At 63.3% G+C, this 23480-nt stretch carries 22 protein-coding genes and 2 tRNA genes; 15 read left to right on the forward strand and 9 right to left on the reverse strand.

The window, feature by feature from the left end; all coding sequences use genetic code 11:
* Positions 1-177: 177 nt before the first annotated feature.
* The 5 genes from FSY45_RS04935 (at position 178) to FSY45_RS04955 (ending at position 3773) form a co-directional block, all read left to right on the forward strand.
* On the forward strand, positions 178-1887 hold the full coding sequence (locus FSY45_RS04935) for an AMP-binding protein (RefSeq protein WP_148747944.1): 1710 nt from the start codon (positions 178-180) through the stop codon (positions 1885-1887).
* Between the two features lie 65 nt (positions 1888-1952).
* Positions 1953-2027, forward strand: a tRNA-Val gene (locus FSY45_RS04940).
* Positions 2028-2033: 6 nt separating this feature from the next.
* Positions 2034-2108, forward strand: a tRNA-Val gene (locus FSY45_RS04945).
* A 158-nt stretch (positions 2109-2266) separates the two neighbouring features.
* On the forward strand, positions 2267-2719 hold the full coding sequence (locus tag FSY45_RS04950; RefSeq protein WP_148747945.1) for a bacteriohemerythrin: 453 nt from the start codon (positions 2267-2269) through the stop codon (positions 2717-2719).
* A 91-nt stretch (positions 2720-2810) separates the two neighbouring features.
* Positions 2811-3773, forward strand: a complete 963-nt coding sequence (locus FSY45_RS04955) for an MBL fold metallo-hydrolase (protein WP_148747946.1) — start codon at positions 2811-2813, stop codon at positions 3771-3773.
* Between the two features lie 7 nt (positions 3774-3780).
* Here FSY45_RS04955 and FSY45_RS04960 read toward each other — a convergent pair whose 3' ends face one another.
* On the reverse strand, positions 3781-4056 hold the full coding sequence (locus FSY45_RS04960; protein WP_148747947.1) for a DUF2798 domain-containing protein: 276 nt from the start codon (positions 4054-4056) through the stop codon (positions 3781-3783).
* Complete coding sequence (locus FSY45_RS04965) at positions 4049-4849, reverse strand: siderophore-interacting protein (protein ID WP_148747948.1); 801 nt, start codon at positions 4847-4849, stop codon at positions 4049-4051. Before FSY45_RS04965 ends, FSY45_RS04960 begins: the two co-directional genes overlap by 8 nt.
* A 67-nt stretch (positions 4850-4916) precedes the next feature.
* Here FSY45_RS04965 and FSY45_RS04970 point away from each other — a divergent pair, with 67 nt between their 5' ends.
* From FSY45_RS04970 to FSY45_RS04980, 3 genes are all read left to right on the forward strand, one after another.
* The gene (locus tag FSY45_RS04970) at positions 4917-5378 is read left to right on the forward strand and encodes a MarR family winged helix-turn-helix transcriptional regulator (RefSeq protein WP_057093653.1); all 462 of its coding nucleotides are present in this window, start codon (positions 4917-4919) and stop codon (positions 5376-5378) included.
* A gap of 321 nt (positions 5379-5699) precedes the next feature.
* Positions 5700-8057: a catecholate siderophore receptor Fiu gene (locus FSY45_RS04975; protein ID WP_148747949.1), complete on the forward strand. Its 2358-nt coding sequence runs from the start codon at positions 5700-5702 to the stop codon at positions 8055-8057.
* A 198-nt stretch (positions 8058-8255) separates the two neighbouring features.
* Entirely contained in the window at positions 8256-8936 is a 681-nt protein-coding gene (locus FSY45_RS04980) for a Fe2+-dependent dioxygenase (RefSeq protein WP_148747950.1), read from the forward strand.
* A gap of 27 nt (positions 8937-8963) precedes the next feature.
* On the opposite strand, the gene FSY45_RS04985 is transcribed toward FSY45_RS04980, so the two are convergent.
* From FSY45_RS04985 to FSY45_RS04995, 3 genes are all read right to left on the reverse strand, one after another.
* On the reverse strand, positions 8964-9536 hold the full coding sequence (locus FSY45_RS04985; protein ID WP_148747951.1) for a DUF4124 domain-containing protein: 573 nt from the start codon (positions 9534-9536) through the stop codon (positions 8964-8966).
* A 207-nt stretch (positions 9537-9743) separates the two neighbouring features.
* Entirely contained in the window at positions 9744-11942 is a 2199-nt protein-coding gene (locus FSY45_RS04990; protein ID WP_003067987.1) for a TonB-dependent receptor domain-containing protein, read from the reverse strand.
* Positions 11943-12298: 356 nt separating this feature from the next.
* A complete protein-coding gene (locus FSY45_RS04995; protein ID WP_148747952.1) occupies positions 12299-14278 on the reverse strand; it encodes a lytic transglycosylase domain-containing protein in 1980 nt (659 codons plus the stop codon).
* A gap of 15 nt (positions 14279-14293) precedes the next feature.
* Between FSY45_RS04995 and FSY45_RS05000 the strand changes: the two genes are divergently transcribed.
* The gene (locus FSY45_RS05000) at positions 14294-14866 is read left to right on the forward strand and encodes a 5-formyltetrahydrofolate cyclo-ligase (RefSeq protein WP_003067985.1); all 573 of its coding nucleotides are present in this window, start codon (positions 14294-14296) and stop codon (positions 14864-14866) included.
* An 18-nt stretch (positions 14867-14884) separates the two neighbouring features.
* Complete coding sequence (locus FSY45_RS05005) at positions 14885-15145, forward strand: hypothetical protein (RefSeq protein WP_012839944.1); 261 nt, start codon at positions 14885-14887, stop codon at positions 15143-15145.
* A 116-nt stretch (positions 15146-15261) separates the two neighbouring features.
* Here the strand turns inward: FSY45_RS05005 and queC are convergent, their stop codons facing one another.
* Positions 15262-16023 (reverse strand): 7-cyano-7-deazaguanine synthase QueC, encoded by a 762-nt coding sequence (queC, locus tag FSY45_RS05010; RefSeq protein WP_003067983.1) that lies wholly within the window; start codon positions 16021-16023, stop codon positions 15262-15264.
* Between the two features lie 115 nt (positions 16024-16138).
* On the opposite strand from queC, the gene FSY45_RS05015 reads away from it, so the two are divergent.
* The 3 genes from FSY45_RS05015 to adhP all read left to right on the forward strand — a co-directional run bounded on the left by FSY45_RS05015 (position 16139) and on the right by adhP (position 19413).
* Positions 16139-16819, forward strand: coding sequence for a glutathione S-transferase family protein (locus FSY45_RS05015; RefSeq protein ID WP_003050937.1), 681 nt, complete (start codon positions 16139-16141; stop codon positions 16817-16819).
* A gap of 59 nt (positions 16820-16878) precedes the next feature.
* Positions 16879-18141: a multifunctional CCA addition/repair protein gene (locus FSY45_RS05020; protein ID WP_148747953.1), complete on the forward strand. Its 1263-nt coding sequence runs from the start codon at positions 16879-16881 to the stop codon at positions 18139-18141.
* A 237-nt stretch (positions 18142-18378) separates the two neighbouring features.
* Positions 18379-19413, forward strand: coding sequence for an alcohol dehydrogenase AdhP (adhP, locus tag FSY45_RS05025; RefSeq protein WP_034354660.1), 1035 nt, complete (start codon positions 18379-18381; stop codon positions 19411-19413).
* Positions 19414-19475: 62 nt separating this feature from the next.
* Here adhP and trxC read toward each other — a convergent pair whose 3' ends face one another.
* A complete protein-coding gene (gene trxC, locus FSY45_RS05030) occupies positions 19476-19910 on the reverse strand; it encodes a thioredoxin TrxC (protein WP_003067978.1) in 435 nt (144 codons plus the stop codon).
* Between the two features lie 209 nt (positions 19911-20119).
* Positions 20120-20320 (reverse strand): DUF2905 domain-containing protein, encoded by a 201-nt coding sequence (locus FSY45_RS05035; RefSeq protein ID WP_003067977.1) that lies wholly within the window; start codon positions 20318-20320, stop codon positions 20120-20122.
* A 208-nt stretch (positions 20321-20528) separates the two neighbouring features.
* Between FSY45_RS05035 and FSY45_RS05040 the strand changes: the two genes are divergently transcribed.
* A complete protein-coding gene (locus FSY45_RS05040; RefSeq protein WP_046460537.1) occupies positions 20529-21515 on the forward strand; it encodes a tripartite tricarboxylate transporter substrate binding protein in 987 nt (328 codons plus the stop codon).
* 20 nt (positions 21516-21535) lie between these two features.
* Here the strand turns inward: FSY45_RS05040 and FSY45_RS05045 are convergent, their stop codons facing one another.
* On the reverse strand, positions 21536-22663 hold the full coding sequence (locus FSY45_RS05045) for a class I SAM-dependent methyltransferase (RefSeq protein ID WP_187427529.1): 1128 nt from the start codon (positions 22661-22663) through the stop codon (positions 21536-21538).
* A 9-nt stretch (positions 22664-22672) separates the two neighbouring features.
* Here FSY45_RS05045 and FSY45_RS05050 point away from each other — a divergent pair, with 9 nt between their 5' ends.
* Positions 22673-23458, forward strand: coding sequence for an SDR family oxidoreductase (locus tag FSY45_RS05050; RefSeq protein WP_003067974.1), 786 nt, complete (start codon positions 22673-22675; stop codon positions 23456-23458).
* Positions 23459-23480 lie beyond the last annotated feature (22 nt).

The raw sequence follows: 23480 nt of genomic DNA on the forward strand, positions 1-23480 counted from the left end.
CCTCCAGGCGCTAGCGTAGCAAGCATGCCGCTCAGCGCCTAGGACAAGCCCCCGTAGACCCTGACAGAGCGCATCCGCAGAATCAGCCGCAGCGCAGGTTTTGCACGCTAGCCTTCTTTGTTCAACCCGCCGCCCGCTTCCCTGGACGACGAGCGGCTTCTGCAAGGTACCTCTTTTATGGACGCTGCCGCTCCCTGGTTCAAGAACTATCCGCCCAATGTGCCGCACGATGTGCAGCCCGAGCAGTACCGCTCGCTGGTGCACCTGCTCGAAGAGGCCTTCAGCCAGCATGCAGAGCGGCCGTTTTCGGTCTGCATGGACCGCTGGATGAGCTATGCAGAGCTGGACAGGCTATCCGCACAGATGGGGGCCTGGCTGCAGAGTCTGGGTCTGGAACCAGGGGCGCGCGTGGCCATCATGCTGCCCAATGTGCCGCAGTTCGCCGTCAGCATGGCCGGCGTGCTGCGTGCAGGCTTTACCTGCGTCAACGTCAACCCGCTCTACACCGCGCGCGAGCTCGAGCATCAGCTCAAAGACTCGGGTGCCACGGCGATCATCATTCTGGAGAACTTTGCCCACACCCTGGCTCAGGTGCTGGAGCGCAGCCATATCCGCCATATCTGCCTGACCAGCATGGGCGATCTGCTCGGCGGCCTGTACGGCAGCTGGATCACCTTTGCCGTGCGCCACCTGGCCAAGATGGTGCCGGCCTTTGACCTGCCCCTTGGCTCGGATTCAGGCGCCGGCAGCCAGCAGCGCCAGGTCACCCAGTTCAGCAAGGCTCTGACCGAGGGCGCAGGACGCAAGCTCATCCCCAGCACGGCCACGCTGGACTCGATCGCCTTTCTGCAATACACGGGCGGCACCACAGGCCTGTCCAAGGGGGCGGTACTGACCCATCGCAACATCGTCGCCGCCACGCTGCAGGCCCATACCTGGTTCACCCCAGCGCTGGAAGGCAGGGTCAAGGCCAATGAGACCCATATCGTGGCGGCCTTGCCGCTCTATCACATCTTCGCGCTCACCGTGAGCCTGTTCGCCATGCGACTGGGCGGCAGTCTGAGTCTGATTCCCAACCCACGCGATATCCCGAAATTTGTGAAGGTGCTCAAGAAGCGGCCCTTCCATGTGCTGCCAGCCGTGAACACCTTGTTCAATGCGCTGCTCAACAACCCGGAGTTCCGCCAACTCGATTTCTCGCAGTTGTTCATCTCCCAGGCAGGCGGCATGGCGGCGTCCGAAGGCACGGCGCGTCAGTGGCAACAGACCACGGGCTGCGCCATGATTGAAGGCTGGGGCATGAGCGAGACCTGTGCCATAGGCACGAACAATCCCGTGACCAACAAGGAGTTCACCGGCACCATAGGCCTGCCTCTGCCCGGCATCTCGATCGCCATCAAGGACGATGAAGGCCACGACCTGCCGAACGGCCAGGCGGGAGAGCTCTGCATCAAGGGCCCCAACGTCATGCACAGTTACTACAACCAGCCTGCAGAGACCGCCAAGGCCTTCACGGCCGACGGCTATATGCGCACCGGCGACATCGGTGTGCTGGACGACGAGGGATACACCCGCATCATCGACCGCAAGAAGGACATGATGGTGGTCAGCGGCTTCAACGTCTATCCGAACGAGCTGGAGAACGTCATCTCCATGTGCCCCGGCGTGCTCGAATGCGCAGCCGTGGGCGTCAAGGACGATCAGCAGGGCGAATCGATCAAGGTCTATGTGGTGCGCAGCGACTCCTCGCTGACGGAGGATCGAGTCATGCGCTACTGCCAGGAGCAGTTGACCGGCTACAAACGGCCACGCTATATCGAGTTCCGCGACGAACTGCCCAAGACCAATGTGGGCAAGATCCTGCGGCGCGAGCTGCGCTCGAACTGAGTTTTTCAGAAAATTTACGAGTTTTCCCGAAGACTTCCAAAGTTGCTGCTAGAATTGCGGTCTTCGGGTGATTAGCTCAGCGGTAGAGCACTGCCTTCACACGGCAGGGGTCACATGTTCGATCCATGTATCACCCACCAGTTAAAGCGCGATTAGCTCAGCGGTAGAGCACTGCCTTCACACGGCAGGGGTCACATGTTCGATCCATGTATCGCGCACCAGACAAAGCCTCTTGGATTTCGGTTCAAGAGGCTTTTTCTTTGCCCGCACGGCAGACCGCCCCCTCTTTTGGAGGATGCCTGCCCACCGATACGGCTTGCATAATGGTCTTCAGAGACAAGCTGCGCACACTCCGAAGCATTCACAAGAAGACATTGCCATGAGCCACACCGCCACCCTGGTCTGGGGAGACCATCTGCTCATGGGCCACGGGCCCATGGACGAGCTGCACGAGGAATTCGTCGAGCTGATTGCCCTGCTGCAAACCGCCGAAGACAGCGAGCTGCCCAGTCTGCTGCAAGCCATGCAGACCCATCTGCAGCACCACTTTGCCGAAGAGGACCAGTGGATGCTGAGCACCGGCTTCCCGCCGCGCGACTGCCATATCGACGAACATGCGGCCGTGCTCAAGTCGGTGGCAGAGGTCCGCGTCAAGCTCGCCGAAGGCAATGTAGCCCTTTGCCGCGATCTGACCAAGGCCCTGGTGGACTGGTTTCCCGGCCACGCCACGCATCTCGATTCGGCCCTGGCGCACTGGCTGTCCAAGCAACGCTTTGGCGGCAAGCCCGTGGTGATTCGCCGCAACATCCTGTCTTCGGCCGAATCGCACTGAGCAGCACTGAGCAGCTCGCCCGCGCGACAGCTGCGTGATGAGCGGTCTGCTAGGCTTGTGCAAACAAAGCACCGCACAGGAGACCAGCCCGATGAATGCATCCCCGGCAATGCATGTCCCACTGCCGCCCGGCATGACCGTGCTGGAGCGCGGCTGGCTGTCAGCCAACAATATCGTCTTTGCCGCACAGGCCGGCGATGCCGAAGGTGCTGCCGTCATCGACACCGGCTATGTCACGCACTCCGCACAAACACTGGCGCTGATCGAAAGCACGCTGGCAGGTCAGCCGCTGGCGCGCATTCTCAACACCCATCTGCACAGCGACCATTGCGGAGGCAATGCTGCACTACAGCAGGCTTATCCACAGGTGCAGACCTTTATCGCACCAGGCCAGGCCGAGCAGGTGCGCAACTGGGACGAAGCCGCCCTCAGCTACGCCCCCACGGGCCAGGAATGCCCGCGCTTTGCCATCACGGGCTTGCTGCAGCCAGGCAGCACGATAGGCCTGTCGGGCCGCGACTGGCAGATCCATGCAGCCCCCGGCCATGATCCGCATTCTGTGATTCTGTTCGAGCCTGACAGCCGCATCCTGATCTCTGCCGATGCGCTATGGGAAAACGGCTTTGGCGTGGTCTTCCCCGAGATCGAAGGCATTGCCGCCTTCGATGAGGTCGCCGCGACCCTGGACGTGATCGAGCGCCTGGAGCCCCGGCTTGTCGTGCCCGGACACGGCGGCTTGTTTGGCGATGTTCAGATGGCTCTGGGCATTGCCCGCAAGCGGCTGGCCGGCTTTGTCCAGGCGCCGGAGCGCCATGCCAGCTATGCCGCCAAGGTGCTGCTCAAATACAAGCTGCTGGAATGGCAAAGCATCAGGGTGCAGGAGCTGCAGAGCTGGGTTCATGCCACTCCCTATTTCGGCACTCTGCACCAGAGCTACTTTGGCGCGCAAACGGCACAGCAATGGCTGGATAGCCTGATCGAGAGCCTGGTGGCCAGCGGCGCAGCCAAGCTGCGGCGCGATGCAACCGGCGCCCCCGTCCTGCTCAATCAGTGAGGAACGCTCAGTGCTGCACGGTGGCTGCAACCAGCCGCATGACCAGCGGACGCACCAACACCACGCAAGCAAAGGCTGAAGGCATGGCCAGCGCATAGGCCTTGAGCACCCGCCACCCATAGCCTGCGCCCAGGCCGCCGCTGGCAGCCACGATGATGCAGCACATGAGAAACGCCATGATCAGCGCCATGTAGAAGGCAAACACCAGGGGGGTGTAGCGCTTGTGCAGCTTGCGACGCAGTATTGCAGTGAGTCGTGAAGGCGGACCTGTCTCTTCAGTCATTCGCGCTCAGTTCCTCGTGGTGGGCGGCCTCGCCCTGCTTCCAGTAGGAAGCAATCCGCATGCGCTTGGGATTGGCTCCGGGCTTGGCCAGAATGCGCTTGCGCAGATCGGCCATGGCGCGATTCTCGCCTGCGGCCCAGACAAAGCCCTCGCCTTCGGGCAGTTCCAGCGCATCCACCGCATCGGCCAGCGAACTCACCCACTGCAGGTCCAGCGCTGCAGCGCTGCTCCAGTGGCGTTGATCGAGCTGATTGCCGATCTGCACCCGGACGATGACGCTGCTGCCGGCCGGCAGTTCCGCCAGGCGGCGCTCCATGGCGGGCATGGCGCTTTCATCGCCCAGCAGCACATGCCAGTCCAGATCGGCGGGGACAACCAGGCTGCCGCGCGGGCCGGCCAGGCCCAGCCATTGGCCGATGGGTGCTGTGCGCGCCCATTCCACGGCCGGGCCCGAGCCATGCTCGGCGAACTCCAGCTGCAGCGTGTGGCGGGCCGCGTCGTAGTTCAGCGGCGTGTAGTCGCGCATGGTGGGGCGCTCGCCGGCTATATGGGGGCGACCGTCGACCATCTGCGGCAGATTGGGCCTGTCCATCCCGGCCTGGGGCAGGATGAGCTTGGTGTGGTCGTCAAAGCCCGCGCTGACAAAGCCTGCCAGCTCGGGGCCACCCACAGTCAGGCGGATAAAGCCGGGGCTGAGCTGCTCGCGCGCCAGCAACTGCACATGGCGCGAGCGGAATTCGTGGCGTACACGCTGCATGATGGACACTGTCTCGGTGTTGGACATGATTTTCATTAAGTTGATAAAGTCCACGAAATATCCATTAATAAGTTGACTAAGTCAACAAACAACCTTTCCCACCATGAGTTCATCCATCGCCGCCGATGTGTTCGAGGTGCTGCACGATCTGCTGCACCTGTTTCGCGCGCGCCTGCTTGAGTCGCTTGAAGCGGTGCAACCGGGGCTGACCTTCAACGAATTCCGCATCCTCATGCACACCGGCCGCCACCCCGGCATCACGCAAAAGGAACTGGTCGAGCACAGCCACACCGACAAGGCCCAGATGGCGCGCACCCTGGCCCAGTTGCAGGACAAGGGCTGGCTGGAGCGCTCGGCCAGCGAAGCCGACAAGCGCGTACGCTGCCTGCAGCTCAGCGCCCGGGGACAGCAGCTGTTCGATCAGCTCAGGCACCGGCGCGAGCAGATAGCCACCGAGCTGCTCAGCGACTTTCCCGAAGCCCAGCAGGGCTTGCTGCACGGGCTGCTGCTGCAGGCCAGGGACAGCGCCCAGACCTCAAGCCGACCAGAACTCTTAAAAAAGTAGCAGCTAGCGCACGTCACTCATTGATTTCAATGACATATCCGCAAGAAAAGCTTATTTAAGAAGCGGTGGATGCTCTTATATCTGAAGTGAAGCGAGCGCCCGCCTATCCCGACCATGTTGCTATGCAACAACGCCAGACATGATTCTCCGTAAACTTTCGCAAAGTTATATTAAGAATCATTATCATCCACTGCATTCGTACCCGAGTACGCTTTAGCCAGCCAGGACTTCGCCCGGACGCCACCCTCGTCCGCGCTCGCATCACAAGTGCAGACAGCCCGTACCAGCCAGCCAACTGTCTTCACTTCCAGTCCTTTCAACATGGCTCAATCCAACATCTATATCCAAAGCCGCAAGCATTCCGCGGGCCGCTTGCCCTCCTCCGCCGGTCTGGTCGCCTGCGCCACCGTGCTGGCCGGCGCCACGCTGGCAATGCCAGCAATGGCCCAGACTGCAGAAACCGCACTCAAGGAAGTCAAGGTGGAGGGCAATGCCGACACCGGCTACACGCCCGGCCAGCTGTCTTCGCCCAAGTTCACCCAGCCGCTGGTCAACACCACGCAGACCGTCAACGTCATCAAGGAGCAACTGCTGCAGGAGCAAGGCGCCACCACGCTGACCGAGGCGCTGCGCAATGTGCCCGGCGCTGGCACCTTCTACGCAGGCGAGAACGGCAATACCAGCACGGGCGACGCCGTCTATATGCGTGGCTTCGACAGCTCCAGCAGCATCTACGTGGACGGCGTGCGCGACATCGGCTCGATCTCGCGCGATATGTTCAACATCGACCAGGTCGAAGTCACCAAGGGCCCGGCCGGCACCGACTACGGCCGCAGCGCCCCCACGGGGGCCATCAACCTGGTGAGCAAGCAGGCCAATCTGAACAACAGCTTCGGCGGCTCGCTGGGCCTGGGCTCGGCCAGCTACAAGCGTGCCAGCATCGACCTGAATCGCGTCATCAATGCCGAGACCGGCACGGCCGTGCGCCTGAACGCCACGGCCCAGGACGCCAATGTGGCGGGCCGCAACGGCATCGAGAACAACCGCTGGGGCATTGCACCCTCGTTTGCCTTCGGTCTGAACTCGCCCACCCGCGTGTTCGTGAACCTGTTGCACATCAAGCAAAGCAATGTGCCCGACGGCGGCGTCGCCACCATCGGCCTGCCCGGCTACACCTCGCCCGACGCTGCAGGCTATGCAGGCCGCCGCGCCTTTCTGGATTCTGCAGCACGCGTCAACAGCAAGAACTTCTACGGCACGGCCTCCGATCACGACGATGTGACGGCCAATATGGCGACGCTGAAGGTGGAGCATGACTTCTCGTCCACCACCAAGCTGCGCAACACCACGCGCTGGGGCGAGACCAAGCAGGACTATCTGCTCTCGGCCATCATGGGCCAAGGCTATTCTGCGAGTGGAGTACTGGGCAGCAATGGTCTGCAGACTCCCAACCCCGCCGATCCATCCACATGGTCGATGGCGCGCCTCATCAACACCAAGGATCAGGTCAACCGCATCCTGACCAACCAGACCAATCTGAACACCAGCCTTGCCACCGGCAGCGTGCAGCATGATCTGAGCCTGGGCCTGGAGCTGACGCGCGAGGAACAGACCAACTACGGCCTGGCCACCTCAGGCTCGGTACCCAGCCGGGTCAGCGTATACAACCCCGACGCCAGCGTCACTTTGCCTGCCTATGTACGCAACGGTGCCGACAGCAAGGGCAAGACCGACACCGTGGCGCTGTATGCCTTCGACACGCTGAAGTTCAACGACCAGTGGCAGGCCAATCTGGGTCTGCGCCTGGACCGTTACAAGACCTCGTACAACGCCATGGCGGTCTGCGCGGCCACCTCGACCACCCAGCCCTGCGGCAGCAACCCCGTGGGCACCGTGGTGCCCACCACGTCCGACGGTCTGAGCAAATCCGGCACCTTGCTGAGCTGGAAGGCCGGCCTGCTCTACAAGCCCGCGCCCAATGGCAGCGTCTATCTGAACTACGCGCTCTCGCAGCAGCCACCGGGCGGCAGCAACTTTGCGCTGTCGGCTGCGGTGAACAATGCCGCCAACCCCAATATGGACCCGCAAAAGGCCAAGACGCTGGAGCTGGGCAGCAAATGGGAGCTGGCGGAAAAGAATCTGATGCTCAGCGGCGCGCTGTTCCGTACCGAGGTGACCAACGAGATCGTCACCAACTCCGACGGCACCGTGGGCCAGACCGGCAAGAAGATCGTGCAGGGCCTGGAGCTGGGCGTGATCGGCCAGATCAACAAGGCCTGGGGCGTGAGCGCGGGCTACACCGTGCAGAACACCAAGGTCGACACCGGCGCCCTGGTGGCAGCCGACGCCAGCAACGGCCTGACCTATACGCCCAAGAATGCCTTCAGCCTGTGGAGCACCTACCAGCTGCCCTTCGGCCTGACGATTGGCGGCGGCGCGCGCTATGCGGGCGGCCTCAAGCGCGGCACGGACGGTGCCGTGGGCACGCCCAACCACACGGACGCCTACTGGGTGTTCGATGCCATGGCCAGCTACCGCGTGAACAAGAATCTGGACATCCAGCTCAATGTCTTCAATCTGTTCGACAAGGACTATGTGGCGGCCATCAACAAGAGCGGCTACCGCTACTTCCCCGGCATTGCACGCTCGGCCCGTCTGACGGCAAACTTCAAGTTCTGATTGGAAGTTCTCCCCCTGAGGCGCTCCGCGCCTTCCCCCTCTCTGGCGCTGAGCGCCGGAGGGGGACGACATCTTCGCTGCGGGGCGGCCCTTGCTTGATGTCCCTGGCTTGGGCCATGCCAGCTTGAAGGCTGTGCCCTCTTTTTACGCTTTCAGCCCCGCGCCTGCGGGGCTTTCCCGTCCAAGGAAATTCAAGAAATGATGCTGCATATCCCCCAGGTCCTGAGCCGCGAGCAGGTCGCCAGCATGCGTGTCGCCATAGCTGCCGCCGACTGGGTCGACGGCCGCGCCACCGTGGGCAGCCAGGGCGCCCAGGTCAAGCGCAACCGGCAACTGCCCGAGCATTCGCCCGTGGCCCAGGAGCAGGGCCGCATCATCTTGCAGGCGCTGGCCGCCAGCCCGCTGTTCTTCAGCGCCGCCCTGCCCGCGCGCACCATGCCGCCGCTGTTCAACCGCTACAGCGACAGCGAAACCTACGGCCTGCATGTGGACGGCGCGGCACGCCGCGTCGCTGGCTCCGAGCAGTGGCTGCGCACCGATGTGTCCTGCACGCTGTTTCTCTGCGAGCCCGAGGACTACGAGGGCGGCGAGCTGGTCGTGGTTGACACCTACGGCACGCACGAGGTCAAGCTGCCTGCGGGCGATCTCATTCTCTACCCGTCAACCAGCCTGCACCGGGTCGAGCCAGTGACACGCGGCGAGCGGGTCTGCTCCTTCTTCTGGGCCCAGAGCATGGTGCGTGACGATGCACGCCGCGCCATGCTGTTCGAGATGGATCAGGCCATCACTGGCCTGCGCGGAAAGTTCGGCGAAACCGAGGAAACCGTCAGCCTGACCGGCCACTATCACAACCTGCTGCGCATGTGGGCCGAGACCTGAGAAGTGTTCTGAAACCGGCCGAGCTGCTCAGGGTCTGTGCTTTTCGGCGCAGCCGACCAGGTGGTTGTGCATGCTGGTCATGCACTGGTACATATCGCGCGAGCGGCCCGTGGCGGCCTTGCAGTCGCTGACCGTGGCCTGGGAGCGCAACTTCACGAAGTTGCCCGCCGAGCTGTCGTACTGAGCCTGGGTGATATAGCCGCCCCTGAGGTTTTTCTGGCCGTTTTCCAGCATGGTCTCGATCTGGCTGCGGATGTTGTCCACCGCCAGCGCGCAGTTCAGCGCCACCTCCTTGCCGTCGACCTTTCTCAGGCCCTGGGCCAGGCCGTCGGCCATTTCCTGAGCGCCCTTGGGCAGCTTCCTGGTGCCGTCGGGATTGCGGGCCTCCGGCCCTTCGCCAAAGCGCCCCGCGCCCGCACCGGAGCTGCCGTTGGGCGAGACCTTGACCTGCGATGCATCCGCCTGCTGTGGCGGCAGCTGCGAGCCGTAATGCGTCTGCCCTTGCGCATCCACCCATTTGTAGACGGGCTGTGCCACCAGGGCACCGGCCCAGACCAGTCCCAGCGTGGCCATGAGCACGCGGCCTTTTGCTGCTGACATTACGACTTCTCCTCACTCAGTGCTGGCCTGCCATGCGCAGAACCGGCATTTGTAAAGAAGTGTAAACAATAATCAGAAATATGAAAACAGGAGCTGCCTGCGCTTTTTCGCCCATGGTTTCAGACATAAAACAGTTTGAAACCGATGAGTGAACTGCGCTGACAGCTCCTGATTCAGAAGCTCATGCCGCTTGTAAAGCGCTCAGCCTCAGAACTTCATGTTCGCCGTGATCCAGAAGGTACGACCGGCCTGGGTCACGCCCGACACACTCTGGCCGCCCTGGAAATAGCTGTTCACCCAGGTCGGCGTGCCGTTGACGCTCACCTGCTGATACTTGCGGAAGTCCTTGTCGAACAGATTGAAGATGCTGGCGTTGATGCTCAGGCTCTTGTTGACCTGATAGCTGCCTCCGAGATGGAACAGCGCATAGCCCTTGATATCGCCCACGGCGTCATACACGTCCCTGTTGGCCTTGCTCAAGTTGTCGTAAGAGCCGCTGAAGCGCGGACTCTTGCCGCGGTACTCGCCGCGTGCCCACAGACGCCACTGGCTGCTCGGCGTCCAGTCCAGCTGGGCGCTGGCAATATGCTTGGCAGTGTTGGCCAACTGGCCGTTCTTGACGCCTTTTTCGATGACCTCGCTGTTGGTCCAGGTGTAGCCGGCCTTGACGGCCCAGTCCTTGGCCAGCTGGGCGCGGCTGCTCAGTTCCAGACCCCAGGTCTTGGCCTTGTCCACATTGATGGAGTAATCGGCCGTGGGGTTGTAAGCGCAGCTGGAGATGTAGACTGAGCCAGGCTTTTTAGGATCACAAGAGCCGCCCGAGGCGATCTTGTCCTTGACATCGTTGTGGAAGAAGGTTGCCGCGCTGGTCCAGCCCGCCTTGTTGTCGAACAGGGCCGACAGCTCCACATTGGTGCTGGTCTCGGGCTTGAGGTTGGGGTTGCCGATGCTGATGGTCTGGCCCTGGCCGGTCACGCCGCTGACACCGTCGATCAGCTGATTCAAACGCGGGGCTTTGAAGCCCTGGCTCACGCCGCCCTTGAAGGTCCAGTTCGTCGTCGCATCCCAGACCAGATAGGCGCGCGGGCTGAACTGGCCGCCAAAGGCATCATGGTGGTCATAGCGGCCGCCCAGCGTGGCGGCCAGACCCTGGCGCAGACGCCATTCGTCCTCGACAAACAGCGACCACATGGTCTGCTTGTGGCTTTGCGGCAGCAGGCCGTCCTTGAGCTTGGCATCCCAGAACTGGCCACCCACGGTCAGCATATGGGCATCGCCCACGGGGGCCACCAGCTTGCTGTCCAGCACCAGATTGGTGGTCTTGAGCTCGCGATCGGCGCCAGCACGCGGGTCGCCCTTGGGCACCGACGCGCCGGGGATGGTGCGGCCAATGGTCTCGGTTTCGGTATGCATCAGGCTGCTTTCCAGCGTGCCGAAGCCCAGGCGGCCGGTATGGCCGATGCTGACCTGATCGCGGTTGAAGCGCAGGGCGTCGCGGTAGCCGGGCAGCTTGGTGGGGTCAGTGATGACCGCATCACGACTGCCCAGACGGCCATCTTCGTTGTTGTACCAGGTGCGGGCCTGGTCCACGTCCAGCCAGATGTCGTGATAACGGCTGGGCGTCAGTGTCAGCTTGGCACCCAGGCTGTGCTGGCGGCTTTGCGCAGGCGCGGGGTTGCGCGCCTGTGCAGGCTGGGCGGCACCAGGAGCCAGCACCCAGTCGGCGGCATCGCGGTTGAAGGTGCTGCCGCGCACGGCCAGACCCAGCAGATCCTGCTTGATGGGGCCGTTGATGTAGAAGCTGCTCTTGTACTGGTTGCCCCATTCGCTGTCTTGCGGAATGCCGGCGCCCACGCTGACTTCGCCGCCCCACTCCTTGCTGACCTTGCGCGTGATGATGTTGATCACGCCGCCCATGGCGTCCGAGCCATAGAGCGTGGACATGGGGCCCCGAATGACTTCGATACGCTCGATGGCCGACATGGGCGGCATGAAGCTGGTCAGTGCGGCGCCGAAGCCGTTGGGCGTGACGTCGCCCGCCACGTTCTGGCGGCGCCCGTCGATCAGGATCAGCGTGTAGTCGCTGGGCATGCCACGGATGCTGATGTCGAGGCCGCCGGTCTTGCCGGTTCCGCCCATCACATCGATGCCTTCCACGCCCTGCAAGGCTTCGGCCAGATCGCGGAAGTTCTTGGTCTCAAGCTCCTGGCGCGTCACGACGGAGATGGAGGCCGGGGCATTTTTCAGCTCTTGCTCGAAGCCGGAGGCCGAGACCACCACCTCCTCCATGGTGGACTCCTTGGCTTGCGCAAAAGCATTGCCCGCGCATGCGGCGGCAGCGGCCAGGGCCAGTAAACGGGGTTGCCAGCGAATATGGCGGGCGCGGCTGAGAGCTGCGTTGGACATGATGACTCCTCGGCCTGCCTCGGGCAGGTCGTTCACAGATACGGGTAGGAAGCGGCGGCCCGGTGGGCCTTCTGGACAGCTGGCAGGCAGCTAAAGGGAGACAAAGCCGAGGTTGTATGTGACGTTATGGGCTCTGACGGTTGCAATTATGTACTTTTGTAAACGCAAACCAGTCTCATTCGCCATCTGTTTGTAGGTTATTCACCTACATGGGTCTTTGCATGCTATTTCACGCGCGCCTCGGCGCGGGCTTTGTTTGAGCACTTGAAGAGTTCAATAAAAAAGCGCTCTACACCTTTCGGGTAGAGCGCTTTTTACTATTAATAAATGAGCAATCAGCTCATCGAAACACCCGCTTATGGCAAGTCCTTCATGGTCTCGGGATCATTGGCCGGGCGCGGGCCTATGGTGCCCAGTCGGCTTTTGAGCGACTGAGGCTGGCCGGTGATCAGCGCCGCATAGTTGGTGGTGTTGGAGAGCACCTTCTTCACATAGTCGCGGGTCTCGCTGAAGGGCACGTTTTCGGCCCAGATGGCGGCATCCAGCGTGGGGCCGTTGCGCCAGTTGCGCGGGCGGCCCGGGCCGGCGTTGTAACCCGCGGCAGCCAGCGCCATAGAACCCTCGAAGTCGTCCAGCGCCAGCTTGAGATAGGAGGTGCCGATGGTGATATTGGTGTCGCGGTCGTTGATCATGTCGGGAGTGAAGCCCGTCATGCCGATCTTTTTAGCCGTCCAGCGCGCCGTGGCCGGCATCACCTGCATCAGCCCCGAAGCGCCCACGCCCGAGCGTGCATCCATGATGAAGCGGCTCTCCTGACGGATCAGGCCGTAGACATAGGCCGGGTCCAGCCCGATATTGCGCGACTTGGCCAGCACCGTATCGTGATAGGGCATGGGAAAGCGCTGCTTCCAGTCGGCAAAGGTCTTGGTGCGCTCGCTGGTGTTGATGCAGCGATCCCAGACCTGGCGCTCGCAGGCCAGATCGGCCGCCGCGTACAGTTCGCGATCTTCCATGCCGCCGGGCTGGTGCAGATTGGTGGAATAGTTCCACTCGCGCACGCCTTCGCTGCGCAGCCCCATGCCAATCGCATACAGGCTACGGCTCAGGCCGGGGTTGCTGCGCGCCGCCGCTTTTTCCTGCGCCGTCAACGGTGCGGGCGCGGGCGGCACGGTGATGCGCTGACCGATTTCCTCCAGCGCCAGCTGCTCGTAGAAGCTGTGGCTGCCGGCCGTGTCCTCCAGCAGTTGGCGGGCTTCGGCCTTTTCCTCGGCATTGGGGCGGCCCGCCAGCATGGCCTTGGCTTTCCAGTAGGCCCAGGTCGGGTCGGTGCGCTCCGGGCCCATGGCGTCGATGGCGCGACGCACGGCCTTCCAGTCGCCGGCACGCAAGGCGGCACGGGCCTTCCAGCCCAGCAGGTCGTCGCTCAGGTCTTCGTTGCGGCGCACCTTGCCGAAATAGCTATTGGCATCGGCCGAGAGCTTGAAGGCAGCCTGCTTGCCGGCCACAGCCCAGGCCCAGTTGCGCTCCTCGCCGTTGAGCTGGGCGCCCCAGCCGCCGTCGATCTGCGTGGCTGCCGCATCGGGGTCGCTGGCCGCCATGCGGATCAGGGCCAGCAGGGCCAGCTCCTTGCGTTCGCGGCCGCGTGCCTTGCTCTGGCCTGCCAGGTATTTGACGGGCGAGGCAAAGACCTGCGCCACCTGGTCGGCGGCCTCGGGGGCGACGATGGCCACCGCATCACGGGCCGCCTTCTGGCGATTGTTTTCGGTAGCCACACGGGCACGGCGCCAGACATCGGCGTCGGTGATCAGCTTGTTCGCATACAGCTGGCCGGCGGCCGTGGTGCAGCCGTCATCGGCATCCTTCTGTGCCAGCCACAGATCGCGTACCTGCTGGCCCACATTGGGCGCGCCCCGGCCTTGCAAGGCATCGGCGAGCAGGGCGTAACAGGTGACGGACTTGTCGTCGCGCATGCGGAACTTGGGATAGACCTGGCTGAAGGTGTTCCAGTCGCGCTGCTTGCCCAGCAGCAGCAGCCAGTCGTTGCGCAAGCGGTCTTCCTGATAGGTGCCGGCATAGCGGTTCAGAAAGCCCTGGATTTCATCGGGCGAGGCGGTTTCCAGACGGTTCTTGAGTTCCCAGTAAGCGGCCCAAGGTTCGAGGGGGTGACCGGCAGCCTGAGGCAGGAGCTGGGTCAGCGCCGTCTGATTGCGACTGCGGAATGCTTTTTGCATATCCAGCAACACGGCGTCGCCCGGGTTTTGTGCCTGCGCAAAGGGAGCAGCTACAGTCAACAGGGAAGCCGCACAAAGCGGTGTCAAAATCTTCAGCCAGTGCATGGAGGAAATTATCCGATGGACAAAGCAGCGTTACGCCGCAAGTTGATTGAACTGCGCCTCAACCTTCCAGATCGCCTGCAACGCGCCGATGCGCTGCAGCAGGTGATGCGCTTTTGGCTGATGGAGCGGCCCGATACCGTGATTGGTGCCTACTGGCCCATCAAGGGTGAATTCGATCCGCTGCCAGCCCTGCATCGCTGGAAGGAAGATGGCGAGCTACAGGGTACTCCACAAAGGCGCAGGATCGGGCTGCCGGTGATAGACAAACAGCGCAAGACGCTGAGTTTTCACGCCTGGTACCCCGGTTGCCCGATGGAGGAGGACGCCTATGGCATTCCCAAGCCCAAGGATACCGAACTGCTGGTGCCCACGCTGCTGTTTGTCCCCTGCGTAGGTTATGCGGCTGGTGGCTACCGTCTCGGCTATGGCGGCGGTTTCTATGACCGTACGCTGGCCGAGCTGAGCCCGCGCCCCTTCACCGTGGGCCTGGGCTACACCAATGGCTATGTCGATGACTTCCAGCCCGAGGCCCATGACCAGCCGCTGGACGCCATCCTCAACGACAACGGCGTGGTCTGGCCCGTCTAACCTTTGAATCGCTTTGCCATGAGTCGTCCCCGCAAGAACATTCCCCAGCGCCGCTACCGCCAGCGCCCGCCACTGACCGTGATGCAGCTGCCGCTCACGCACCCCGAGGTGCTGCGGCTGCAAGCACATATGCGCCGCCATGGCGCGCTTGGCCTGACACCGCGCCAGCACGATGCCATCTGGGACTTTCTGTTCGAGCGCCCCGAGAGCCAGGCCTGGCTCAGCCAGATGACGGCGCAGATTCAGGCCGGGCAGATCGCCACGCGGCCCAGCGCCTGATCGCGTTCATCGAAAAAATGCTCCTTATTAAGGAGCATTTACTGAATTCAATTAAAGGACTTCATAGCTTTATCAGCCTGAAGTCCTTTTTTATCAAGCGCAAGAAGCTATCAATTTCAAGCCGACTGGCTGGCACGCCAGTTGTGCCAGCCCGATGCACGCAGCTCGCAGGCCGGGCAGCTGCCACAGCCATAGCCCCACTCGTGCAGCGCATCGCGCGTGCCCTGATAGCAGGTATGGGTCTCGGTGCGGATCAGCTCCACCAGTTCGCTGCCGCCCAGGTCCTGGGCCAGTTGCCAGGTCTGGGCCTTGTCCAGCCACATCAGCGGCGTATCGATGCGCAGCCGGCGCTCCAGGCCCAGGTTCAGCGCCAGTTGCTGGGCCTTCATGGTGTCGTCGCGGCAATCGGGGTAGCCCGAGTAATCGGTCTCGCAGACGCCGGTGACGATCACCGTCAGCCCGCGGCGATAGGCCAGCGCGCCGGCCAGCGTCAGAAACAGCAGATTGCGGCCCGGCACAAAGGTGTTGGGCAGGCCGTCGGCCTGCATGGCAAAAGCCACATCCTCGGTCAGGGACGAGCCGCCGATCTGCTTGAGCACGTCGAGCGACAGCACATGGTCCTCGCCCAGACGAGGCGCCCACAGGGGAAAGCGCTCAGCCAGCTGCTCGCGCACGCCGGCGCGCACCTGCATCTCCACGCTGTGGCGCTGGCCGTAGTCAAAGCCCAGCGTCTCCACGCGCTCGAACATGGCCAGGGCCTGGGCCAGGCAGGTGGTCGAGTCCTGGCCGCCCGAGAACAGCACCAGCGCGCCCTTGTGGTGACCGGCCCCGGCCACCTGAGCGGCCGGGCTTGCAGAAGAAGTCGAAGTATTTGCCATAGTGCTGCAATTACATCATCCGCCGCGCCGCCGAGACATGACTGTGGAATCAAAACACACAGACCGTCAGGCCCAAGCTTGATAAGCTGCTCGACAAACCACACAGGAGTCCGCCATGAAGCTCTATATCGGCAACAAGAATTACTCGTCCTGGTCCATGCGCCCCTGGGTGCTGATGCGCCAAAGCGGCATCAGCTTCGAAGAGCTCACACTGCGCTTTGACAGCTTTGCGCCCGACTCCAGCTTCAAGCTGCAGGCGCTGGCACTCGCACCGACCGGCAAGGTGCCGCTGCTGGTCGACGAGGGACTGATCATCTGGGACAGCCTGGCCATCTGCGAATACCTGGCCGAGCGTTTTCCCGACAAGCATCTGTGGCCGCAAACCGTGGCCCAGCGCGCCCGCGCGCGCAGCCTGGTGGCGCAAATGCACAGCGGCTTCGGCGCGCTGCGCAGCTTCTGCCCCATGAATATCGAAGCCCAGTTGCAGGAAACCGGCGCCCGGCTCTGGGCCGAGCATGCCGATCTGCGCAGCGATGTCCAGCAACTCGAAGAGCTCTGGACCCCGCTGCTGAGCGCTGCCAGCGGCCCCATGCTGTTCGACCAGTTCAGCATTGCCGATGCGTTTTTTGCGCCGGTGTGCATGCGCATCAACAGCTACGGCCTGCCGACCTCGGCCCCCGTGCGCGCCTATGTGCAGCGCGTCACCCAGTTGCCAGCCACCCAGGAATGGATTCAGGCCGCGCTGGCCGAGCAGGACTTTCTGCAGTTTGAAGAGCCCTATCGCCAGCAGCGCTGAGGCCTGGCTGCCGCGATTGCGGTATCTGCAGGCCGGCTCGCAGCCACTACCATTGCAGCATGAGTGAATTCAAGGTTTTCAAGGTAGGCGGTGCGGTGCGCGATGCATTGCTGGGCCTGCCCGTCAACGATACGGACTGGGTGGTGGTTGGCGCCACGCCGGAGCAGATGAGCGCGCGCGGCTTCGTGCCCGTGGGGCGCGACTTTCCGGTGTTTCTGCACCCCCGGACCCATGAGGAATATGCGCTGGCACGCACCGAGCGCAAGAACGGCATGGGCTATCGCGGCTTTGTGGTCCACACCGCCGCCGATGTGACGCTGGAAGAAGACCTGGCGCGGCGCGATCTCACCATCAACTCCATCGCAGCTCCCGCAGACTGGACAGGCAACGGCGACCTCGAAGATCTGGTGGATCCCTACCACGGCCAGCAGGATCTGAAGAATCGCGTGCTGCGCCATGTGACCGATGCCTTCCGCGAAGACCCGGTACGCATTCTGCGTCTGGCCCGCTTTGCGGCGCGCTTCACCGATTTTTCCGTCGCGCCCGAGACCATGGAACTCATGCGCGAGATGGTGGCGGCCGGCGAGGTCGATGCCCTGGTGCCCGAGCGCGTGTGGCAGGAAATCAGCCGCGGCCTGATGGAGGAGCGGCCCTCGCGCATGTTCGAGATCCTGCGCGAATGCGGGGCGCTGGTCCGGCTGCTGCCCGAACTCGACAAGCTCTGGGGCGTGCCCCAGCGCGCCGAATACCACCCCGAGATCGATTGCGGCGTGCATGCCATGATGGTGCTGGACATGTCGGCCCGCTTGCAGGCACCGCTGTCCGTGCGTTTTGCCTGCCTCTGCCATGACTTCGGCAAGGGCACCACTCCGGCCGATGTGCTGCCCCGCCATATCGGCCATGAGCAGCGCAGCGCCCGCCTGCTGCTGCAGGTCTGCGAGCGCTGGCGCGTGCCCAACGACTGCAAGGAGCTGGCCGAGGTCGTGGCGCGCGAGCATGGCAACATCCACCGCAGCCACGAACTCAATGCCGCCGCCCTGCTGCGGCTGCTCGAGCGCTGCGATGCCATACGCAAGCCCCAGCGCTTCGAGGAAGCCCTGCAGGCCTGCGAATGCGACGCGCGCGGCCGGCTGGGCTTTGAAGATGCGGCCTATCCGCAGCGCCAGCGCCTGGGCAATGCCCTGAAAGCGGCTCTGGCCGTGGAAACCGGCCCGATCGCCCAGGCCGCAGCGCAGCGCGGCCTCAAGGGCAAGGCCATCGGCGACGCAGTGAGCAAGGCGCGCGAGCAGGCGATTGCCGCCTATCTGGAAGGCGGCGCCTAGCCGTCCGCGCGCCGAGGTCCAGAAGGCAGGGATGAGCACGGCTTGAGTTAAGTCAAAGAAGGTATGCTGCAGCCATTGCACAGTACGAGACGGCTGCGGCGGTTCGCTCCGCCCGGGCCATGCAGCGGGTCACGAAGCCCGCTGCAACACCCATTCCATACCGGTATGGTTCTTTGACGGGCAAGTGTCCGGCCCACAGGCCACGGCCTTGCCCTCTTGCTTCAAGGAGGTGCTCTGATGTCCTTACCCCAGACCATGAAAGCCGCCGTGGTGCGTTCCTTCGGGAAGCCGCTCACGATCGAAGAAATGCCGGTGCCTCGACCGGCAGACGATCAGATCCTGGTCAAGATTGCCGCCTCCGGCGTCTGCCACACCGATCTGCATGCGGCCGAAGGCGACTGGCCCGTCAAGCCTCATCCGCCCTTCATTCCCGGCCATGAGGGCGTGGGCCATGTGGCTGCGGTGGGCAAGAACGTCAAGCATGTCAAGGAAGGGGATCGCGTGGGCGTGCCCTGGCTGCACAGCGCCTGCGGCTTCTGCCGCCACTGCATAGGCGGCTGGGAAACCTTGTGCGAATCTCAGACCAATACCGGCTATTCGGTCAACGGCGGCTTTGCCGATTACGCACTGGCCGACCCCAACTATGTGGGCCATCTGCCGTCCAATGTGAGCTTTATCGACGTCGCTCCCGTGCTCTGCGCCGGGGTCACGGTGTACAAGGGCCTGAAGGTCACCGACGCCAAGCCAGGCGACTGGGTGGTGATTTCCGGCATCGGCGGCCTGGGCCATATGGCCGTGCAATATGCCAAGGCCATGGGCTTCAATGTCGCGGCGGTCGACATCGACGACAGCAAGCTCGCGCTGGCGCGCCAGCTGGGCGCAACCGTCACCGTCAACGCCATGAACACCGACCCGGCGGCCTATCTGCAAAGAGAGATCGAAGGCGCCCACGGCGTGCTGGTCACGGCCGTGTCGCCCAAGGCTTTCGAGCAGGCTCTGGGCATGGTGCGTCGCGGCGGCACGATTTCGCTCAACGGTCTGCCACCTGGCGATTTTCCGCTGCCGATTTTCTCCATGGTGCTCAAGGGCATCACGGTGCGCGGCTCCATCGTCGGCACGCGCCTGGACCTGCAGGAGTCGCTGGACTTTGCCGCTCAGGGCAAGGTCAAGGCCACCGTATCCACCGACAAGCTGGAAAACATCAACGACATCTTTGCCCGCATGCACGAAGGCAAGATCGAAGGCCGCGTGGTGCTGGACATCGCCGCCTGAGCAAGGCTAACCGGCCCCGAACCGGGGCCGGGTGAGCGGGCCGGCTCGCGCGAAGCCGCCGCTCAGATCACCGAGCGCACCCAGCGCACGATCTCCGAGGCAGGCAGTGCCCCGGAGATGCGTGCCAGTTCCTTGCCTTCCTTGAAGACCACCATGGTCGGAATGCTGCGAATGCCCAGCGGTGCTGCAGCCTGTGGATAAGCCTCGGTATCGAGCTTGGCCAGTTGCGCCTGCCCCGCCAGTTGCTGGGCCGCCTGGGCAAAGGCCGGCGCCATCATGCGGCAGGGGCCGCACCAGGGGGCCCAGAAATCCACGACCACGGGCAACTGGCTGCGGCCGGTGTGCCGGGCAAAGCTGTCGTTGTCCAGCGCCACGGGCTCGCCCGTCACCAGCGCCTGGTGGCAGCTGCCGCAATCGGGCTGATTGCCCAGCTGGTCGCTGGCAATGCGATTGGTGGTGTGGCAATGAGGACAGACGTAGTGCAGGGATTCGGACACAGGGGCAACCTTTCTAGGATTTACGCAAACAAGAATGCGACAACGGCCTGCCTTCTGGGACAGTCGCCTTGCCTGAACCCGCTTTGCGTAAGTCGTACTTTCTTTGGCAATGCCTGACGGTGCCAGCAGGCACTGCTCGGGCTCAGGTCCGTATGTGCAGCCAAAGCCTGCAGATTCAAGTCGGCCAGCCTCAGAACGTATTTACGATCTCAGAGCTTCACAAAGCGGGCAATCAGCGCCGCCACCATGCTGAGCAGCACCGTACTGGCCACGGGCAGAAAAAATTCCTTGCCGAACAGCCGAAAGCGGAAGTCGCCGGGCAGACGCCCCAGCCCTATGCGCTGCAGCCAGCCGTGCAGCCCGTTGACGAGCAACAGGGCCAGAAAAATGACGATCAACCAGCGAATCATGAGACTGCAAGTATAGGGGCGCACCGCCCTGGCTACCTGCGCGCCCATGCTGTCAGGCAGCCATTCCGTTTATGCATGACATGCTTCCCAAAGATTGATTGACCTCAATTCCCCCCTCTGCCCATGATGTCCAAGCCCTGCGCCATGCAGGGATCGGGCCCATGCGTCTGCCGTCACGGCCCGCCAACTACAAACAACGAGACATACCGTGCCCCAGACCTTTTCACGCAAACAGTTTCTCCTGACCGTGGCGCTGCTAGGCGCCAGCCTGGCCCTGCCGGCCGCGGCCGACAGCTTCCCCAATCGCCCGCTCAAGCTGGTCGTGCCTTTCTCGCCCGGCGGCAACACCGATGTCGTGGCACGCCTGGTCGGCCAGGGTCTGGCCGAGGCCCTGGGCCAGCCGGTCGTGGTGGAGAACATCCCCGGCGCCAACGGAGCCATCGGAGCCAGCCGCGTCGCAGCCGCCGCCAATGACGGCTACACGCTGCTGTTCGGCACGGCAGGCACGCAGGCCATCAATCCCAGCCTGTACCGCAATCTCAGCGAGAAAAGCCTGGACGACTTCGAGTACGTAGCTCTGGTGACCTCGATTCCCAATGTGCTGGTGATCAACGAATCAAAAACACCGGTCAAATCGGTGGCCGAGCTGGTGAGCTACGCGCGCGAGCGCCGCACCGGCATGAGCTATGGCTCGCCGGGCATGGGCTCCACCGTGCATCTCTCGGGCGAGCTGCTCAAGAGCGCCGCCAAACTGGACCTGGTTCACGCGCCTTACAAGGGCAGCGCTCCGGCACTGACTGATCTGATCGGCGGCCAGATCGATTTCATCTTCGAGAACATCACGCCGGCACTACCCTTCATCCAGGGCGGCAAGCTCAAGGCGCTGGCCGTGACCTCGGCCGAGCGTCTGCCGCAGCTGCCCCAGGTCCCGACCATGAAGGAAAGCGGCTTTCCGTCCTTTGTCACCGCCACCTGGAACGGCGTGCTGGCCCCCAAGGGGACACCACGCGCCGTGGTCCAGCGCCTGGAAGCGGCCACGCTCAAGGTGGCCAGCAGCCCCGAGTTCAAGGCCAGAGTCGCGGCCCTGGGCGGCGAGCCCCGCCTGCTCGGCTCGACCGCCTTCCGCGACTTCACGCGCACCGAGTACAAGCACTGGGGCAGCATCATCCAGGCCGCCAAGCTCGAAAAGCAGTGAGCTCGGCGGGCACGCAGACGCTATAGCCGGTGCGTGCGGTCACCCTGCACAAAGCCCAGCGGCGTCCAGGGCTCCACGCCCTTGGACAGGGCAACGACCTTGAACAGCTCGCCCATCTCGTGCTCCATGACCAGCTTGGAGGCCATGGATCTGGCCTTGATGCCGACCGCATCGAGCTTGGGCGCAAGTCCGCAGTTGATGAGAAAGTGCGCCTGATTGGTATAGCCCAGCACGTCGAAGCCCGCATCCTGGGCCGCCACGGCCGTGCCCGTGAAATTGACGTGAGCCGTGATGTCCTTCAGGCCGACCAGCACCAGCGGATCGTTGTCCACCTGATGCTGGTAGTGGCAGACCAGGGTCCCCATATGGCGCTGCTCGTGGTAGTACTCGCTCTCGCCAAAGCCGTAATCGATAAAGAAGGCGGCACCGCGAACCAGACGCTCGCCCAGGGTGTGGATAAATGCCTCGCCCTGGCGGTGGATTTCGGTCAGAAAATCATGCGGGCCACCGATATCCACAGGCGGGCGCAGTTCGGTGGGACGGTCTTCCCAGGCAAAAGCCGCCTCATCGCCGCCTGCGCCGAGCACCACGCCGCGCTCATGCCATTGGCCTGCGGTGCGCTGCAGCAGTTGCACCGGCATGGCATCCAGCACCTCGTTGCCGATGATCACGCCTTCCATGGCTTCGGGCAGCGCATCCACCCAGCGCACCAGATGTTCGTACTTGGCCAGCGCCAGCTTCTGGCGCGCGCGCAGCGTTCCCGAGAGATCGACGATGGTGTAGCGCTCTGGCAACGCACCCTGAGCCGCCAGCTCGTCGAGGATCTGCAGCGCCAGCGCGCCGGTTCCCGCGCCAAACTCCCAGATCTCGCGGGTATTCGTTTTTTGTAGCGCCTCCCGTAACTGGGACGCCACCAGCTGGCCAAAAATAGGCGAAATCTCCGGCGCCGTCACAAAGTCGCTGCCCGACTCCGGCATGGCACCGAACTTGGCCGTTTCATTGGCGTAATAGCCCAGGCCCGGCGCATAGAGCGCCAGCTCCATGAAACGGTCGAAAGGCAGCCAGCCGCCCACGGCGGCAATCTCCTTGGCAATGCGGGATTGCAAGGCGCTCGTTAAACTTGAGGGTTCTGTCGTCACAACCCGCATTTTCCACGAATGTCCTCACCCGCCCGACCACGCACAGTATTGGTGACCGGTTCCGCCCGTCGCCTTGGACGTGACATGGCCCTGGCCCTGGCCCGCGCGGGCTGGCAAGTGGCTGTGCACTATCGCGACTCCCGCGAGCAAGCCATGCAGACCGTGGCTTCCTGCGCGCAGTTGTCGGGCGACAGCGCGGCTTTTGACGCGGACTTCTTTGACGAGGAATCCGTGCGCTCGCTGGTGCCGCGTGTGGTCGAGCGCTTTGGCCGCATCGACGCCGTGGTCAATAACGCTTCGCTGTTCGAGCATGACGATGCCCAGAGCTTCAGCTATGTGGCGCTGGAAGCGCATCTGCGCAGCAACACGGGTGCGCCCATATTGCTGTCCCAGGCTCTGCACGCCCATGTGCAGGAGCGCGTGGCGGCGGGCGAAGAGTCGGCCCAGGGCGCCGTGGTCAATGTGCTGGACCAGAAGCTCTGGAACCAGAACCCCGATTTCCTGAGCTACACCCTCTCCAAGGCGGCTCTGGAAGCCGCCAACACCATGCTGGCCCTGGCGCTGGCTCCACGCGTGCGCGTGGTGGGCGTGGCGCCGGGCCTGACACTGACCAGCCATATGCTGAGCCAGGAAAAGTTCGAGGCCCTGCACGCCATGAGCCCGCTGGGACGCTCCTCCTCGTCCGAGGACATTGCCGCCGCCGTGTGCTTTGCACTGGAAAACCGATCCATGACGGGTACCACCATGCTGGTGGACGGCGGCCAACATTTACAGCGCTTCGAGCGCGATTTTTCGATGATGTGAGCCCGTCGAGGCCGCACCCTTT

Source organism: Comamonas sp. Z1, from assembly GCF_008121555.1.
GTDB lineage: Bacteria > Pseudomonadota > Gammaproteobacteria > Burkholderiales > Burkholderiaceae_C > Comamonas > Comamonas thiooxydans.

Coding starts and splice junctions, on each gene's coding strand:
- FSY45_RS04935 (WP_148747944.1), top strand. CDS start 178: ATGGACGCTGCCGCTCCCTGGTTCAAGAACTATCCGCCCAATGTGCCG.
- FSY45_RS04950 (WP_148747945.1), top strand. CDS start 2,267: ATGAGCCACACCGCCACCCTGGTCTGGGGAGACCATCTGCTCATGGGC.
- FSY45_RS04955 (WP_148747946.1), top strand. CDS start 2,811: ATGAATGCATCCCCGGCAATGCATGTCCCACTGCCGCCCGGCATGACC.
- FSY45_RS04960 (WP_148747947.1), bottom strand. CDS start 4,056: ATGACTGAAGAGACAGGTCCGCCTTCACGACTCACTGCAATACTGCGT.
- FSY45_RS04965 (WP_148747948.1), bottom strand. CDS start 4,849: ATGAAAATCATGTCCAACACCGAGACAGTGTCCATCATGCAGCGTGTA.
- FSY45_RS04970 (WP_057093653.1), top strand. CDS start 4,917: ATGAGTTCATCCATCGCCGCCGATGTGTTCGAGGTGCTGCACGATCTG.
- FSY45_RS04975 (WP_148747949.1), top strand. CDS start 5,700: ATGGCTCAATCCAACATCTATATCCAAAGCCGCAAGCATTCCGCGGGC.
- FSY45_RS04980 (WP_148747950.1), top strand. CDS start 8,256: ATGATGCTGCATATCCCCCAGGTCCTGAGCCGCGAGCAGGTCGCCAGC.
- FSY45_RS04985 (WP_148747951.1), bottom strand. CDS start 9,536: ATGTCAGCAGCAAAAGGCCGCGTGCTCATGGCCACGCTGGGACTGGTC.
- FSY45_RS04990 (WP_003067987.1), bottom strand. CDS start 11,942: ATGTCCAACGCAGCTCTCAGCCGCGCCCGCCATATTCGCTGGCAACCC.
- FSY45_RS04995 (WP_148747952.1), bottom strand. CDS start 14,278: ATGCACTGGCTGAAGATTTTGACACCGCTTTGTGCGGCTTCCCTGTTG.
- FSY45_RS05000 (WP_003067985.1), top strand. CDS start 14,294: ATGGACAAAGCAGCGTTACGCCGCAAGTTGATTGAACTGCGCCTCAAC.
- FSY45_RS05005 (WP_012839944.1), top strand. CDS start 14,885: ATGAGTCGTCCCCGCAAGAACATTCCCCAGCGCCGCTACCGCCAGCGC.
- queC (WP_003067983.1), bottom strand. CDS start 16,023: ATGGCAAATACTTCGACTTCTTCTGCAAGCCCGGCCGCTCAGGTGGCC.
- FSY45_RS05015 (WP_003050937.1), top strand. CDS start 16,139: ATGAAGCTCTATATCGGCAACAAGAATTACTCGTCCTGGTCCATGCGC.
- FSY45_RS05020 (WP_148747953.1), top strand. CDS start 16,879: ATGAGTGAATTCAAGGTTTTCAAGGTAGGCGGTGCGGTGCGCGATGCA.
- adhP (WP_034354660.1), top strand. CDS start 18,379: ATGTCCTTACCCCAGACCATGAAAGCCGCCGTGGTGCGTTCCTTCGGG.
- FSY45_RS05035 (WP_003067977.1), bottom strand. CDS start 20,320: ATGATTCGCTGGTTGATCGTCATTTTTCTGGCCCTGTTGCTCGTCAAC.
- FSY45_RS05045 (WP_187427529.1), bottom strand. CDS start 22,663: ATGCGGGTTGTGACGACAGAACCCTCAAGTTTAACGAGCGCCTTGCAA.
- FSY45_RS05050 (WP_003067974.1), top strand. CDS start 22,673: ATGTCCTCACCCGCCCGACCACGCACAGTATTGGTGACCGGTTCCGCC.